Source organism: Candidatus Nanopelagicales bacterium (genome assembly GCA_041393815.1).
Classification (GTDB): domain Bacteria; phylum Actinomycetota; class Actinomycetes; order S36-B12; family JAWKJK01; genus JAWKJK01.
On record JAWKJK010000003.1, the window covers coordinates 171262 to 185605 of the forward strand.

The following is a 14344-nucleotide window of genomic DNA, read 5'->3' on the forward strand; positions in this document are numbered from 1 at the left end:
GTCGGTCACGCTAGTGGAAGGGTGGGCGCCATGACGGCCGCGACCGCTGACCGGTTGGTCATCTTCGGAATCACCGGCGACCTCGGGCACAAGATGACGCTTCCCGCGCTGTACGCGCTGGAGAAGCGGGGCCTGCTGCCCTGCCCCGTCGTCGGGGTCGCCGGGGATGACGGCGACGACGACTCGCTGCGCACCCGCGCCCGCAGCGCGGTGGAGGAGTGGGCCAAGGACGAGGGTGACCCCGTCGACGAGGGGGCGTTCGGGCGGCTGGCCGGCAAGCTCAGCTACCTGTCGGGCAACTTCACCGACGGCGACCTGTACGAGCGGCTGGCGTCCCGGCTGGCCGGCGCGCAGGCCCCCGCGTTCTACCTGGAGATCCCGCCGTCGCTGTTCGCACCCGTGGTGGAGCAGCTCGGCGCGGCGGGGCTCACCGCGAACGCCCGAGTGGCGGTGGAGAAGCCGTTCGGCACCGACCTCGCCAGCGCCCGCGACCTCAACTCCCGGCTGCACGCGGTGATCCGCGAGGACCAGCTGTTCCGCATCGACCACTTCCTCGGCAAGGAACCGGTGCAGGACATCCTGTACCTGCGCTTCGCCAACGCCCTGCTCGAGCCGGTGTGGAGCCGGGAGTACGTCGACAGCATCCAGATCACCATGGCCGAGTCCTTCGGGGTGGAGGACCGCGGGTCCTTCTACGACCGGGTCGGCACGCTGCGGGACGTGGTGCAGAACCACCTGCTGCAGGCCCTGGCGCTGACCATGATGGACGCGCCGGGCCCCGGACACGACGCCATTCAGCAGCACCGGGTCGAGGTGTTCCGGTCGATCCTCCCGATCGACCCGGCGCACGTGGTGCGCGGCCAGTACGACGGCTACCGGCAGATCCACGGCGTCGACCCGGACTCCAACACCGAGACGTTCGTGGCACTGCGGCTGAGCATCGACTCGTGGCGCTGGGCAGGCGTGCCCATCCTCATCCGGGCGGGCAAGCGCATGCCGGTCACCGCCACCGAGATCGTCGTACGCCTGAAGAAGGTCCCGCGGCTCCGCCTGGGCGACCGCAGCTGGGCGCCGCCCGGCCACGACGACCTGGTCTTGCGGATCGGTCAGGGCGCAGGCGTGGGCTCCGGCCTCACCCTCGGGCTGCGGGTGAAGGAGCCCGGGCGCGACGTGAGCGCACCGGTCGACATGTCGGTCGACTTCCGCCAGACGCTGGGCGAGCCGCCGGCACCGTACGAGCGGCTGCTGCACGACCTGGTGATCGGCGATCGCATGCTCTTCCCGACCTGGGACGGCGTCGAGGCCACCTGGGAGATCGTGCAGCCGCTGCTGGACGCCGGGCCCGACGTGCAGCCGTACGCCCCCGGCAGTTGGGGGCCGTCGGCCGCGGACGGGCTGGCGCGCCCCCTCGGCGGCTGGCGCCAGCCCACCGTCGGCGCCCCGTGACCGATCCGCCCGTGCCACCTGCCCAGCCCGTGCCACCTGCCCAGCCCGCGCCCGATCGACCGGAGGACATCGTGACCGTCGTCCCGCTCGCCCAGACCGACGCCTGGCAGGCCCTCGTCGCTCGGCGCGACGAGGTCGGCGCGACCCACCTGCGCGACCTGTTCGCCGCCGACCCGGGGCGCGCCGACCGCTACGTCGCGGAGGGCGCCGGCTGGACGCTGGACTACTCCAAGCAGCGGGTCGACGAGGAGACGCTGCGGCTGCTGCTGGCCCTGGCCGAGGCGCGCGGGGTCGCCGAGCGGCGCGACGCGATGTTCCGCGGAGATCGGATCAACGTGACCGAGGACCGGTCTGTGCTGCACATCGCGCTGCGGCTGCCGCGCGACGCGACCCTGGTCGTCGACGGCGTCGACGTCGTGGCCGAGGTGCACGCGGTGCTGGACCAGATGTCCTCGTTCGCCGACCGGGTGCGGTCGGGGGAGTGGACCGGCTTCACCGGCCGCCCGATCCGCAACGTCGTCAACATCGGGATCGGCGGATCCGACCTCGGCCCGGTGATGGCCTACCAGGCGCTGCGGCACTACTCCCGCCGGGACATGACGTTCCGCTTCGTCTCCAACGTCGACGGCACCGACTTCGCCGAGGCCACCCACGACCTCGACCCGGCGGAGACGCTGTTCATCGTCGCCTCCAAGACGTTCACGACGCTGGAGACGATGACGAACGCCCGCACCGCGCGGGACTGGCTGCTCCAGGCGCTCGGGGACGAGTCCGCCGTCGCCAAGCACTTCGTCGCCGTGTCCACCAACGCCGGCGAGGTCGCGAAGTTCGGCATCGACACCGCGAACATGTTCGTCTTCTGGGACTGGGTCGGCGGTCGCTACTCGATGGACTCCTCGATCGGGCTGTCCACGATGATCGCGATCGGCCCGGACGGCTTCCGGGACCTGCTGGCCGGCTTCCACGCCATGGACGAGCACTTCCGGACCACCCCGTTCGAGGCGAACCTGCCGGTCCTGATGGGCCTGCTGTCGGTGTGGAACCGCGATCTGCTCGGCTGCGCGACGACCGCCGTGCTTCCGTACGACCAGTACCTGGTGCGCTTCCCGGCATACCTGCAGCAGCTCACGATGGAGAGCAACGGCAAGCACGTGACGCTCGACGGCGGACCGGTGGGCGTTGACACCGGCGCCATCTTCTGGGGCGAGCCCGGCACCAACGGGCAGCACTCCTTCTACCAGCTCATCCACCAGGGCACGTCCGTCGTCCCGTGCGACTTCCTGCTGTTCGGCCGGCCGCTGAACCCGCTGGGGGAGCACCACGACCTGCTCGCCGCCAACGCGCTGGCGCAGGCGTCGGTGATGGCGTTCGGCCGCACCGCCGAGGAGGTCGCCGCCGACGGGACTGCACCGGACCTGGTGCCGCACAAGGTGATGGCCGGCAACCGGCCCTCGAACTTCCTGATGGCCGAGGTGCTCACGCCGTTCGCCCTGGGCGCCGCGGTCGCGCTGTACGAGCACAGCGTGTTCGTGCAGGGCGCCGTGTGGGGCATCGACTCCTTCGACCAGTGGGGCGTGGAGCTGGGGAAGAAGGTGGCGATGGGGATCGTGCCTGCCCTCACCGGCACCGGCGAGGGTGAGGCGACCGACGCCTCGACCGCGGCCCTGGTCCGCCGCTACCGGGGCATCCGCGCCGGCGGCTGACCGGCGACGGCCGGCAGGGGCCCGGTCTCTCCCGCGGCCCCGGCCCGTGCTTTCCAGCGCGAGTGGAGGGTTGTGGTGGAAGTCGATCGATCGACTTCCACCACAACCCTCCACTCGGCGACAACGCGCCACGCGGCGACGGGGTCGGGGGACGCACTAGCCTGCAGGTGTGACCGATCCGTCCGAGCTGCGCGCGGGGGATGCCGACCGCGACCGCACCATCACCGTGCTCCGTGAGGCCTTCGCCGAGGGCCGGCTCACCGAGGCCGAGTTCGAGCAACGGATGTCCTCCGCGAGCTCGGCCCGCACGTTCGCCGACCTGCAGGCGCTCACGGCCGACCTGCCCGCCGCCGGCGGCGCCGCCCCTCAGCCGGCGGCCACCGCCCCGGTGCCGACACCGGCGAGCCAGGCACCGCCGCCCGCGCCGGACTACTACCGCGACCGCGACGTGCGTCGCTCCGACCGTGACCCGGTCAAGGCGATGTGGGCGTCCTGGGCTGGCGTCTCGCTGCTCATGGTGGTCATCTGGTTCGCCACCGGGATCACCAGCGACCACGGGTTCAGCCTCAGTGGGTTCTGGCCGATCTGGGTCATCGCGCCGTGGGGCGCGGTCAACGTCATCGCGACCATCAACCGGCGGACCTAGCAGCCCCGACCGCCCGGACCCCGACCGTCCGGCCGCGACACGGCGCGGCGGGCGCCAGGACGCCCGCCGCGCCGGCCTCGAGACCTACTTCATCCGGAGCTGGTTGCAGGACAGCGCGCTGTAGTTGCCCGCCTTGTCGTACGAGCGCACGCAGAAGATGCCGCCGGTGTAGTTCCACGGCAGCTTGGCGCGGACGACGTAGACCTCGCCCCACTTCGACTCGGAGAAGTTCGTGGTGCCCTTGATCACGACCCGCGAGGCGCGGTTGCGGACGGTGATCTTCTCCTTGGTGATGCCGCTCTTCTCCCAGATCCGGTAGCGCAGCTTGGCGTAGCCACCGGGCTTGCCGAAGCTCACCAGCGCCTGCACCTTCGGCGCCGTCCGGTCCGGCACCACCGTCGGTGTCGACTGGGTCGGGGTGGGGGTGGACGTGGAGGGCGTCGGGCTGGCCGGCGTCGTGCCACCGGCGCCGAGCGGGACGCCGTACCCCGCCAGCCAGGAGGCGAAGGCCGACAGCCGGGTGTAGACGCCCGGGGTGTCGCCGGCGCAGCCCTGGCCGAAGCTGACCACGCCGACCAGGCGGGCGTCAGTGCCGGTGCCGTTGACCAACGGGCCGCCGGAGTCGCCCTGGCAGGTGTCGACGATCTGCCCCGCAGAGTTCACTCCGCCTGCGCAGATCATCACCGTCGGGTTCGCGTCGTTGGGGCCGAGGCCCTGGAACGTGACGCCGTTGATCGTGTACGACTGCCCCTGGCCGCAGGAGCCGTAGGGGAACACCTGCAGGTCGGCCACCAGGTAGGAGCTGGGGAAGTCGTTGACCTGGAAGGCCCGGGTCCCCCAGCCCGCGGACGTCACGGGTGCTCCGGTGACGATCCGGGTCTGCGCCTCGGTCGGCGAGATGACCGTCATCGTGGGCACGCCGTCCAGCGGCGCGGCCAGCGTCAGCACGGCGACGTCATTGGTCGTCGTGGTCTCGTTGTACTGCGGGTAGACGTTGACCGTCGCGACCGGGACCACCTTGGCGGCCGGGTCGTTGAGGTCCTGGGCCGACGCGACCAGGATGCTCGCCGCCGGTGTCACGGCTCCCTCGTCCACCAGGCAGTGGGCAGCCGTCACGACGACCGTGCTCGTGACGAGCGTGCCGCCGCAGAACTGGGCCTGGTACAGCCCGTCGGTCTGGTAGGTCGACGCGTTGGCGAGCGCCACCAGGAAGCCGAACTCACCGGGCACCGGGTCACGGCCGTGCACGATCCGCTGGTGCAGCCCGGTGCCGGAGCGCTCGGCCACCTTCGTCATCGGCGTGTCACCGCGTGCCGTGGGCGTCGGCGCGGCACCCGTGGGGGCCGCGAGCACCAGTCCGGCCGCTCCGACCGCTACCGCGGAGGCGATCGCCACCGGGACGCGCACCCGACGACCCTGAGCCGTTCCGAACCGACCACCGCCGTGCCGTCCCATGTCGGCCCCCTCACGGGCCACCGCCCGCGCGCGGTACGCGCGGCGCCGGGCCCACAGGACCATCGTGGACCCCCGCGAGGGTCGAAGGGAGGGCCAACCGGCCGATTCCTCCGTGGCTCCCGGAGGAATCGGCCCGGCGCAGGCCTTCCCCGTGTGCGCCCGTCAGCCACTGTCGGGGCCGCGGCGGCGCAGGTGGCGCTCGTACCAGCGACCGAGGAGCGCGGTCGTGGGTGGGCCCTTTGGCCTCTGGCTCGCGTCGGGGGGACGGCCACAGCCTGGGACTGCCGCGCTACTCCAGAGTGCACCTCCGGGATTGAGTCGATGCCGTCATGAAGCCCGGACGCCGTCTGCTTGTCCCCGTCGTCGTGGCGGTCCTGGCGGTGGGCGGCTGCACCACGGCTGGCTCCGGCCCCGAGGCTACGGGACCGCCACCGCCACCCACGCCGAGCGGATGGGGGTACGGGCCGACGACCGCACCCGTCTCATCCGTGGCGGAGGCACACTTCGGCGGTGCGTCGGTCCGGGCGGACCGGACGTGGCCGGAGCCCTCCACGGCCATGGACCTCGTGGAGTTCCGCTTCTTCCGGGGTACGCCGGGGTGCCACGTGCGCTACGTCGAACCTCCCGTGACCGACGAGGTGTCGGGTGACCCCGTCGAAGTCCAGGGGGCCGCATTCCTCCAGGTCAGCTGCCACCCGGTGACCTCCCTCATCCACGGCACCGACAACGTCGACCGCTACCGCAGCCCCGACACCAAGAACGTCACCGAGCTCGCCGGGACCGGGTACGACGGATCGACGCTCACCTGGACGATCGGCCTCCGGCGCCGGTCTCCCTTCGGAGTCGCTGTGATCATGGACGGCGGGTCACCCTCGGGGGTCAGTGTCGGAATCGTGCAGTAGGCCTCGGCCGGCCGGTGTACTTGGACGGGCCTATCCGCTGTGGCACCAGCGGATTGGACCAGACCTCGCTGGGCGTGTCGCGTCAGTCCAGGAAGTCGCGGAGTAGCGGCGACTCATGCGCTGTGCGTTCCCCTCAGTCCCTCAGCGGATTCCGAGCGCTGACAGAGCGCAGCTGGACGGCTACCCAGGGGGATGGCCGACGCGTGCGGGACGGGACCCTGAGACTGGAGAGCAGTCAGCGAGAGTCTTTGAGTCGCAGCGACTTACGTCCCGTCGGTGCCCCGGCGGCGCAGGTAGCGTTCGAACTCTCGGGCGATCGCCTCGCCGCTGGCCTCAGGCAGCTCGGTGGTGTCGCGCGCCTCCTCGAGCTGGCGGACGTACTCCGCCACCTCCTCGTCCTCGGCCGCGAGCTCGTCCACGCCGAGCTCCCAGGCCCGGGCATCCTCGACCAGGTCGCCGAGCGGGACCGGGACGTCGAGCAGGTCCTCGATCCGTCGCACGAGCGCCAGGGTGGCCTTCGGGCACGGGGGCTGGGCGACGTAGTGCGGGACCGCTGCCCACAGCGACACCGCGGGCACGCCGGCCCGGGCGCAGGCGTCCTGCAGCACGCCGACGATCCCGGTGGGGCCCTCGTACGTGGAGGGCTCCAGGCCGATCTGGCGGGCGAACCCGCCGTCGCTGGCGGTGCCGGTCACGGGGACGGGCCGGGTGTGCGGGGAGTCCGAGAGCAGGGCGCCGAGCGTGACGATCATCTCCACCCCGAGCTCGGCGGAGTAGCCGAGGAGCTCCCGGGTGAACTGCTGCCAGCGCATGTTCGGCTCGAGGCCGTCGACCAGCACGACGTCCCGCGGCGCCAGCGGCAGCCGGGCCACGTAGATGCGGGTGGTCGGCCAGGTGAGCTCGCGCACCCCCTCCTCGTTGAGGGAGATCCGCGGCCGGTTCACCTGGTAGTCGTAGTAGTCCTCCGGGTCGATCTCGGCGAGCGGGCGGGCGTCCCAGACCTCGATCAGGTGGCCGACCGCGCCGCTGGCCGCGTCCCCCGCGTCGTTCCAGCCCTCGAACGCGGCGACCATGACCGGGTCGACCAGTTCGGGCAGCGTCTCGAACTCGATCACCCGTCACCTCCGTCGGACCCTGACCCTGCGTACGCCTCCTCGGCGGCCGCCCGCACCAGCCCGGCCACCAGGGCCGGCCACTGCAACGGTACGTCGTGCAGCGCGCCCTCCCAGCGTTGCAGCCGGGGCCGCGCCAGCAGCGCTGCGGCGCGCCGTTGTCCCTCCTCGCGGGCCAGCCGCCAGTGGGCGTCACCGTACGGGTCCCCGCCGGGGCGCTCGACCGGCGCGCAGGCGACCACCCAGGCCGGGCAGGCGACCCGATCCAGGACGGGCGAAGGGTCGTGGTCGAGCAGGCCGTCCAGCACCGCCATGTGCCGCTGGAACCCCAGCCGGGTCCGGGCCAATCCGTCGTCACCCACCTCGAAGGTCGGGAGCAGCGCGTCCCGGACGTCGTCGGTCCACCAGCCGGCCAGCGGACCCGATCGCAGCATCGGCTCGACCTCGGCCGGGGGCAGTTCGATCCGTGGCGGAGTGAGCCGCTGCCGGACCTCGTGCTGCGGTCCGAGGTCGGCCAGGGTGGTGACGCCGCCGTCGATCGCGACCGCGGCCGCGGTGCGATCGGGATGGCGCGCCGCGGCGGCCAGCGCGACCGCGGCACCCCAGGAGTGGCCGACCACGACCGCGTCGTCCCAGCCCAGGGCGTCCAGGGCGGCCGCCACGTCGTCGGCGCAGCGGTCCACCGCGTACGGGTTCGGACCGCCGTCCTGGGGCCGCGCCGGACGGCCGGAGTCGCCGTGGCCGCGCTGGTCCACGGCTGCTCGCTCCACGCCGGCGAGGTGGCGCAGCACCGGGCGCCAGAACCGCCGCTGCTGGGACAGCCCGTGCAGCAGCAGGACCCGCCCAGGAGCGCGATCCGACGATGTCACCGGCCCGATGTCCCCGGGGGCTGCCGGCCATCTGGTCGCGACCAGCGTGACGCCGTCGCCGGTGCCGACCGTGACGTCCTGGCCGCCGAGGAACGGCCCTCGCGGTCCCATCGGGCCCCGCCCCTCGGGGGCGGACGACGTGCCCGCGGCCTCGTGCATGGCCGCCACGCTAGCGGTGCCGTGGGGTCCCGGCTCGCTCGTTAGGCTTCCCCCACCATGGCTGACCACCCCTCGCTCCTCGACGCCCTGCGCCAGCGCGTCGTCGTTGCCGACGGCGCGATGGGCACGATGCTGCAGGCCGCCGACCTCACCCTCGACGACTTCGAGGGGCACGAGGGCTGCAACGAGATCCTCAACGTCACCCGCCCCGACGTCGTCGCCGGCGTGCACGAGGCCTACCTCGCGGTCGGGGTCGACTGCGTCGAGACCAACACGTTCGGCGCCAACCTGGCCAACCTGGGCGAGTACGGCATCTCCTCGCGCATCTTCGAACTGGCCGAGGCGGGTGCGCGGGTCGCCCACGAAGTCACCCGAGCCTGGTCCACCCCGGACCGGCCGCGCTGGGTGCTGGGGTCGGTCGGCCCGGGCACGAAGCTGCCCACGCTGGGCCACGTGACGTACGCCGAGCTCCGCGACGCCTACGAGCAGCAGGTCGCCGGCATGGTGTCTGGCGGGGTGGACGGCATCCTGATCGAGACGGCGCAGGACCTGCTGCAGGCCAAGGCCGCGATCATCGGGGCCCGGCGGGCGCTGGCCCGGGCCGGCGTGTCGCTGCCCGTGCTCGCCCAGGTGACGGTCGAGACCACCGGCACGATGCTGCTGGGATCGGAGATCGGCGCGGCGCTGACGGCGCTTGAGCCGCTGGGCATCGACGTGATCGGCCTCAACTGCGCGACCGGTCCGACGGAGATGAGCGAGCACCTGCGCCACCTGTCACGGCACGGACGGATCTCGTTGTCCTGCATGCCCAATGCCGGTCTGCCCGTCCTCACCGCCGACGGCGCGCACTACCCGCTCACCCCGGACGAGCTGGCGGCCGCCCACGACACGTTCACCCGCGAGTACGGCCTCGGCCTGGTCGGCGGCTGCTGCGGCACCACGCCGGAGCACCTGCGCGCCGTGGTCGAGCGGGTCGGCGGGCGCGAGGTGGCGCCTCGGCGGCCGCGTCCGGAGCCGGGTGCGGCGTCGCTGTACCAGTCGGTCCCGTTCCGCCAGGACACGGCGTACCTGTCGATCGGCGAGAGGACCAACGCCAACGGCTCCAAGGCGTTCCGCGAGGCCATGCTGGCTGGGCGGTGGGACGACTGCGTGGAGATCGCGCGCGACCAGATCCGCGACGGGGCCCATCTGCTGGACCTGTGCGTGGACTACGTCGGGCGCGACGGTGTCGCCGACATGCGCGAGATCGCCGGGCGGCTGGCGACCGCGTCGACGCTGCCGCTGGTGCTGGACTCCACCGAGCCCGAGGTGCTGCAAGCCGGCCTCGAGATGCTCGGCGGCCGACCGGTCATCAACTCGGTCAACTACGAGGACGGAGACGGCCCCGGGTCCCGCATCTCGCGGATCATGCCGCTGGTCGTCGAACACGGCGCCGCCGTCGTCGCCCTCACCATCGACGAGGAGGGGCAGGCGCGCACGGCGGAGTGGAAGGTGCGGGTCGCCGACCGGCTCATCAGGGACCTGCGGGACCGCTGGGGGATGCGGGTCGAGGACGTCATCGTCGACTGCCTGACGTTCCCGATCGCGACCGGACAGGAGGAGACCCGCCGGGACGCGATCGAGACCCTCGAGGCCATCCGCGAGGTCAAGCGGCTGTACCCGCAGGTGCAGACGACACTGGGCCTGTCGAACGTGTCGTTCGGGCTAAACCCGGCCGCGCGCCAGGTGCTCAACTCGGTGTTCCTGCACGAGGCCGTGCAGGCAGGTCTGGACTCCGCGATCGTGCATGCGTCGAAGATCCTGCCGATGTCGCGCATCCCGGATGAGCAGCGGCAGGTGGCGCTCGACCTGGTCTACGACCGTCGTCGCTACGACGAGTCCGGCGACGTGGCCTACGACCCGCTGCAGCGGTTCCTGGAGCTGTTCGAGGGCGTCGAGACCACGTCGCTGCGGCAGAGCAAGGCCCAGGAGCTGGCCGCGCTGCCGCTGTTCGAGCGGCTGGAGCGCCGGATCATCGACGGGGAGCGGCAGGGGCTGGAGGCCGACCTCGACGCGGCGTTGGCCGAGCGGCCCGCGCTGGAGATCGTCAACGGGACGCTGCTGGCCGGCATGAAGGTCGTCGGCGACCTGTTCGGCGCGGGTGAGATGCAGCTGCCGTTCGTGCTGCAGAGCGCCGAGGTGATGAAGGCGGCGGTCGCCCACCTCGAGCCGCACATGGAGCGCACCGACGAGTCGGGCAAGGGCACCATCGTCCTGGCCACGGTCAAGGGCGACGTGCACGACATCGGCAAGAACCTGGTCGACATCATCCTGAGCAACAACGGCTACACGGTCGTCAACATCGGCATCAAGCAGCCGGTCAGCGCGATCCTCGAGGCCGCGGAGAGTAGCTCCGCCGACGCCATCGGCATGTCCGGGCTGCTGGTCAAGAGCACCGTGGTGATGAAGGAGAACCTCGAGGAGATGAACGCCCGCGGCGTCGCTGCGCGCTGGCCGGTGCTCCTCGGCGGCGCCGCGCTCACCCGGGCCTACGTCGAGCAGGACCTGGCCGCGATGTACGAGGGCGACGTGCGCTACGCCCGCGACGCGTTCGAGGGCCTTCGGCTGATGGACGCGGTGATGGCGGTCAAGCGCGGCGAGCCGGGAGCGGCGCTGCCGGAGCGCCGGGAGCGCCGGGTCCGGCCGGGCGCGGGCCGCGGGCCGGTGACCACTCCGCTCGACGAGTTGCCGGCGCGCTCCGACGTCGCCGTGGACGTGCCGGTCCCCGTACCCCCGTTCTGGGGCTCCCGCGTGGTCAAGGGACTCAAGCTCGCCGACTACGTGCGCTACCTGGACGAGAGGGCCACGTTCCTGGGTCAGTGGGGGCTGAAGTCCGCACGCGGCGACGGGCCGTCGTACGACGAGCTGGTCGAGACCGAGGGTCGGCCGCGGCTGCGGTACTGGCTGGACCGGGTGCAGACCGAGGCGATCCTCGAGCCGGCTGTCGTCTACGGGTACTTCCCCTGCTACTCCGAGGGCGACGACCTGGTCGTGCTGTGGCACGAGGGCTCGCGGGCGGGGGAGGAGCGGGCCCGGTTCACCTTCCCGCGGCAGCGCCGTGGCCGGCACCTGTGCCTGGCGGACTTCTTCCGGCCGAAGGAGTCCGGGCAGACCGACGTGGTCGCGTTCCACGTGGTCACCATGGGCAACGCGGTCTCGGAGGCGACGGCGAAGCTGTTCGAGTCCGACTCCTACCGGGACTACCTGGAGCTGCACGGGCTGTCGGTCCAGCTGACCGAGGCGCTGGCGGAGTACTGGCACGCGCGGGTCCGCTCGGAGCTGGGGCTGGACGCCGACGACGACCCCGACATGGAGAAGCTCATCGGCAAGCAGGGCTACCGGGGGTCGCGCTACTCCTTCGGCTACCCCGCCTGCCCGGACGTGGAGCAGCAGGCGCTCCTGGTGGACCTGCTGGACCCTGGGCGGATCGGGGTGGAGTTGTCCGAGGAGTTCCAGCTGCACCCGGAGCAGTCGACCAGCGCCCTGATCGTCCACCACCCCGAGGCCAAGTACTTCAACGCTACGTAGGGCAGCACGAGCCGTTGCGGCACATCACTATCCCTGGTGGGCATCCTTTCGCCCTTGGCGGGTAGGTCACCATGCGGCCAGTCACTCTCGTCCCGATCGCCCTGACCGTCCTGGTGTGCGCGGCGTGCGGCGGAACACCCTCGTCGCAGCCGGCGAGCGCGCAGGCATCCCTGCCGGCGGGTTCGTCGGGTTCCCCGACAACGGAGCATCCGACGTGCAGGTGAATCTGGACCAGGCCAAGTACGAGATGGACGTGCTGGTGGCCAAGGCCCCGGAGTGCGCCCCGAAGGCCGTGCAGGCGCTCGAGACGCTGGCGGGTGCGGTTGACGAGCTGCTCGTCACGTTCCAGCTCGGTGAGAACCCCGCGGTCGTGGCGGCAGACAAGGCGGCGTTGAACGAGGTGCGCGGCCGGGGTATCGACGCGTGGAAGATCATGAAGATCAACCCGGTCGGCTGGGAGGGGATCTTCGCGAACGCGCGGTAGTTCCGGTCCGGCACGTGACCGGTGCCCACGGTACGCAGAAGCGCGCAGTTGATCTTCCGCGGAAGATCAACTGCGCTCCCGGGCATGAACTCGGGCCCTTCGAGGCTGCCCTCATGAGGGGGGCCGCGGATACCATGTCGAGGTCTTCGCCGGTAGGGGGGAGCACGGCCATGGCCCTTCGACTCGTCGGTCATCGACTCGCTGTGGCGGGCCTCGGGATCGCTCTGCTCCTTCCCGCCCAGCTACCAGTGACCGTGGCTGCGGTCCCTGGTCCGGACGGAGCGGCGTCGGCCGTCGGGCAGTTCGCACTCGTCGATCCGATCGCCACGGCCGTCGACGGCGGCGGCGGAACCGTGGTCGCCGGCGGATTCCGGGGAACGGCGGTCTTCGGGGACACCACGCTGGTGTCGACCGCCCGTCAGGAGATCTTCGTTGCGAGGCTTGCTCCGTCAGGCACCTGGTCGTGGGCGGTGCGCGTCGCCGGCGAGGCGGCCGACACGGCCGACGTACGCGCGGTCGCGGTGGACAAGGGGGGCAACGTCTACGTGACCGGCCGATTCTCGGGCCGGCAGGCTTTCGGGTCGACGCTTCTGACGAGCACCCGCTCGGGTGGCGTGAGCGCGATGTACGTGGCCAAGCTGTCGCCGCAGAGAACGTGGTTGTGGGCACGGAAGCAGCCGGGCGGCTACGCCGGTGACGGGGGGGTGTCCCTCGCGCTCGACCGGCTCGGTCGTCCGGTCGTCGTCGGTGAGATCGGCGGGCGGCTGATGGTGGCACGGCTGTCCACCAAGGGGAAGTGGCGCTCCCGGGTTTGGGTCCCCGGAGCCGCCGACGGAGCGCTGGCGCTGGACCGACGGGACAACGTGTACCTGACGGGGAGCTTCTCGGGTCGGCTGAAGTTCGGTCGCACCACGCTCGTCGCAGTCCAGTCGGACCCTGAGCGGTCGGCCCGCGACGTGTTCGTCGCGAAACTCAGACCGGCGGGGAGTTGGGCGTGGGCCGTGCGAGGAGGGGGCACGTCGGACGAGCAGGCTACGGCGATCGCTCGGGACCCGAAAGGCAACCTCCTCGTCACCGGAGTCCTCTGGGGCCCATCGGCCAGATTCGGCACGTCGAACGTGACCAGCCAGGGTCTGAGCGACGTCTTCGTCGCCAAGCTGGACTCGAGGGGTCGATGGCGGTGGGCGGTCGCAGGCGGTGGCGCGGATTACGACGCGCCGCAGTCCATCGCGGTCGCGGCTGCGGGCTGGGCCGTGGTGACGGGCTACGTACACGGGACGGCGACCTTCGGATCCAGCACCGTGACGGGGCTGGAGTCGAACGGCGCCGGTGCCTTCGTCGCCCGCGTGGGTCCCACGGGAGCCTGGGCCTGGGCCACGACGGCGGGCCCTCCGGAGGAGCCCAACTTCGGTTGGTCGGTTCAGGTCACCAGTTCGGGAGTGGTCGAGGTCACCGGCGGGTGGCCGGGGTCGTTGGACGTCGGGCCGACCACGTCCGCATCGGGGTGGTTGTGGGTCTCCCGACTTTCCCCCTCGGGGACGTGGATTCCGGTGGTGGCACCGTCCTGAGGAGGCAGACCACAGACGGCCGCTTGTGGTGCCACTGGCCTGCTACTGGACGGCGGGCAGGTCGTGCTGTGTGGCACGAGGGCTCGCGGGCGGGGCAGGAACGGGCCCGGTCACCTTCCCGCCGCAGCGTCGGGGGCAGGCACCTGTGCCTGGCGGACTTCTTCCGGCCGAAGGAGTCCGGGCAGACCAACGTGGTCGCGTTCCACGTGGTCACCATGGGCAACCCGGTCTCGGAGGCGACGGCGAAGCTGTTCGAGTCCGACTCGTACCGGGACTACCTGGAGCTGCACGGGCTGTCGGTGCAGCTGACCGAGGCGCTGGCGGTTCGCGAACGCGCGGTAGACCCGGGCCGGCTGCCGGCTGCTCGCGCATACAGTTGATCTTCCGCGGAAGAACAACTTGTCCCTTGTGGTGCCGGTTGCGCGCGCTGTAG

Annotated in this window: 11 protein-coding genes; 8 read left to right on the forward strand and 3 right to left on the reverse strand. The window is 71.8% G+C overall.

Translation table 11 applies throughout. The annotated features are described in order from the left end of the window. The first annotated feature begins 30 nt into the window (after positions 1-30). The 3 genes from zwf (at position 31) to R2737_10460 (ending at position 3795) form a co-directional block, all read left to right on the forward strand. On the forward strand, positions 31-1446 hold the full coding sequence (zwf, locus tag R2737_10450; GenBank protein ID MEZ5116676.1) for a glucose-6-phosphate dehydrogenase: 1416 nt from the start codon (positions 31-33) through the stop codon (positions 1444-1446). Between the two features lie 71 nt (positions 1447-1517). Further along, positions 1518-3149 (forward strand): glucose-6-phosphate isomerase, encoded by a 1632-nt coding sequence (gene pgi / locus R2737_10455; GenBank protein MEZ5116677.1) that lies wholly within the window; start codon positions 1518-1520, stop codon positions 3147-3149. 169 nt (positions 3150-3318) lie between these two features. Next, positions 3319-3795, forward strand: coding sequence for a DUF1707 domain-containing protein (locus tag R2737_10460; GenBank protein MEZ5116678.1), 477 nt, complete (start codon positions 3319-3321; stop codon positions 3793-3795). Between the two features lie 84 nt (positions 3796-3879). Here R2737_10460 and R2737_10465 read toward each other — a convergent pair whose 3' ends face one another. Further along, positions 3880-5202, reverse strand: a complete 1323-nt coding sequence (locus tag R2737_10465) for a serine protease (protein ID MEZ5116679.1) — start codon at positions 5200-5202, stop codon at positions 3880-3882. Positions 5203-5738: 536 nt separating this feature from the next. On the opposite strand from R2737_10465, the gene R2737_10470 reads away from it, so the two are divergent. Further along, positions 5739-6152 (forward strand): hypothetical protein, encoded by a 414-nt coding sequence (locus R2737_10470; GenBank protein ID MEZ5116680.1) that lies wholly within the window; start codon positions 5739-5741, stop codon positions 6150-6152. A gap of 263 nt (positions 6153-6415) precedes the next feature. On the opposite strand, the gene R2737_10475 is transcribed toward R2737_10470, so the two are convergent. Together R2737_10475 and R2737_10480 are read right to left on the reverse strand one after the other, a co-directional pair. Then, complete coding sequence (locus tag R2737_10475) at positions 6416-7267, reverse strand: PAC2 family protein (protein MEZ5116681.1); 852 nt, start codon at positions 7265-7267, stop codon at positions 6416-6418. After that, positions 7264-8292: an alpha/beta hydrolase gene (locus R2737_10480; GenBank protein ID MEZ5116682.1), complete on the reverse strand. Its 1029-nt coding sequence runs from the start codon at positions 8290-8292 to the stop codon at positions 7264-7266. The genes R2737_10475 and R2737_10480 overlap by 4 nt, the downstream gene beginning before the upstream one ends. Positions 8293-8349: 57 nt before the next feature. On the opposite strand from R2737_10480, the gene metH reads away from it, so the two are divergent. The 4 genes from metH (at position 8350) to R2737_10500 (ending at position 14291) form a co-directional block, all read left to right on the forward strand. After that, positions 8350-11859 carry a methionine synthase gene (gene metH / locus R2737_10485; GenBank protein MEZ5116683.1) on the forward strand — a complete coding sequence of 1170 codons (3510 nt, stop codon included), beginning with the start codon at positions 8350-8352 and terminating at the stop codon, positions 11857-11859. Positions 11860-11974: 115 nt separating this feature from the next. After that, positions 11975-12343: a hypothetical protein gene (locus tag R2737_10490; GenBank protein ID MEZ5116684.1), complete on the forward strand. Its 369-nt coding sequence runs from the start codon at positions 11975-11977 to the stop codon at positions 12341-12343. A 14-nt stretch (positions 12344-12357) separates the two neighbouring features. Continuing rightward, positions 12358-13911, forward strand: coding sequence for a hypothetical protein (locus tag R2737_10495; protein ID MEZ5116685.1), 1554 nt, complete (start codon positions 12358-12360; stop codon positions 13909-13911). Positions 13912-13979: 68 nt separating this feature from the next. Continuing rightward, positions 13980-14291 carry a vitamin B12 dependent-methionine synthase activation domain-containing protein gene (locus R2737_10500; GenBank protein MEZ5116686.1) on the forward strand — a complete coding sequence of 104 codons (312 nt, stop codon included), beginning with the start codon at positions 13980-13982 and terminating at the stop codon, positions 14289-14291. Positions 14292-14344 lie beyond the last annotated feature (53 nt).

Bases quoted from the DNA above. Each gene is read 5' to 3' on its own strand.
- R2737_10480 (MEZ5116682.1), bottom strand. From the start codon at position 8,292: ATGCACGAGGCCGCGGGCACGTCGTCCGCCCCCGAGGGGCGGGGCCCG.
- metH (MEZ5116683.1), top strand. From the start codon at position 8,350: ATGGCTGACCACCCCTCGCTCCTCGACGCCCTGCGCCAGCGCGTCGTC.
- zwf (MEZ5116676.1), top strand. From the start codon at position 31: ATGACGGCCGCGACCGCTGACCGGTTGGTCATCTTCGGAATCACCGGC.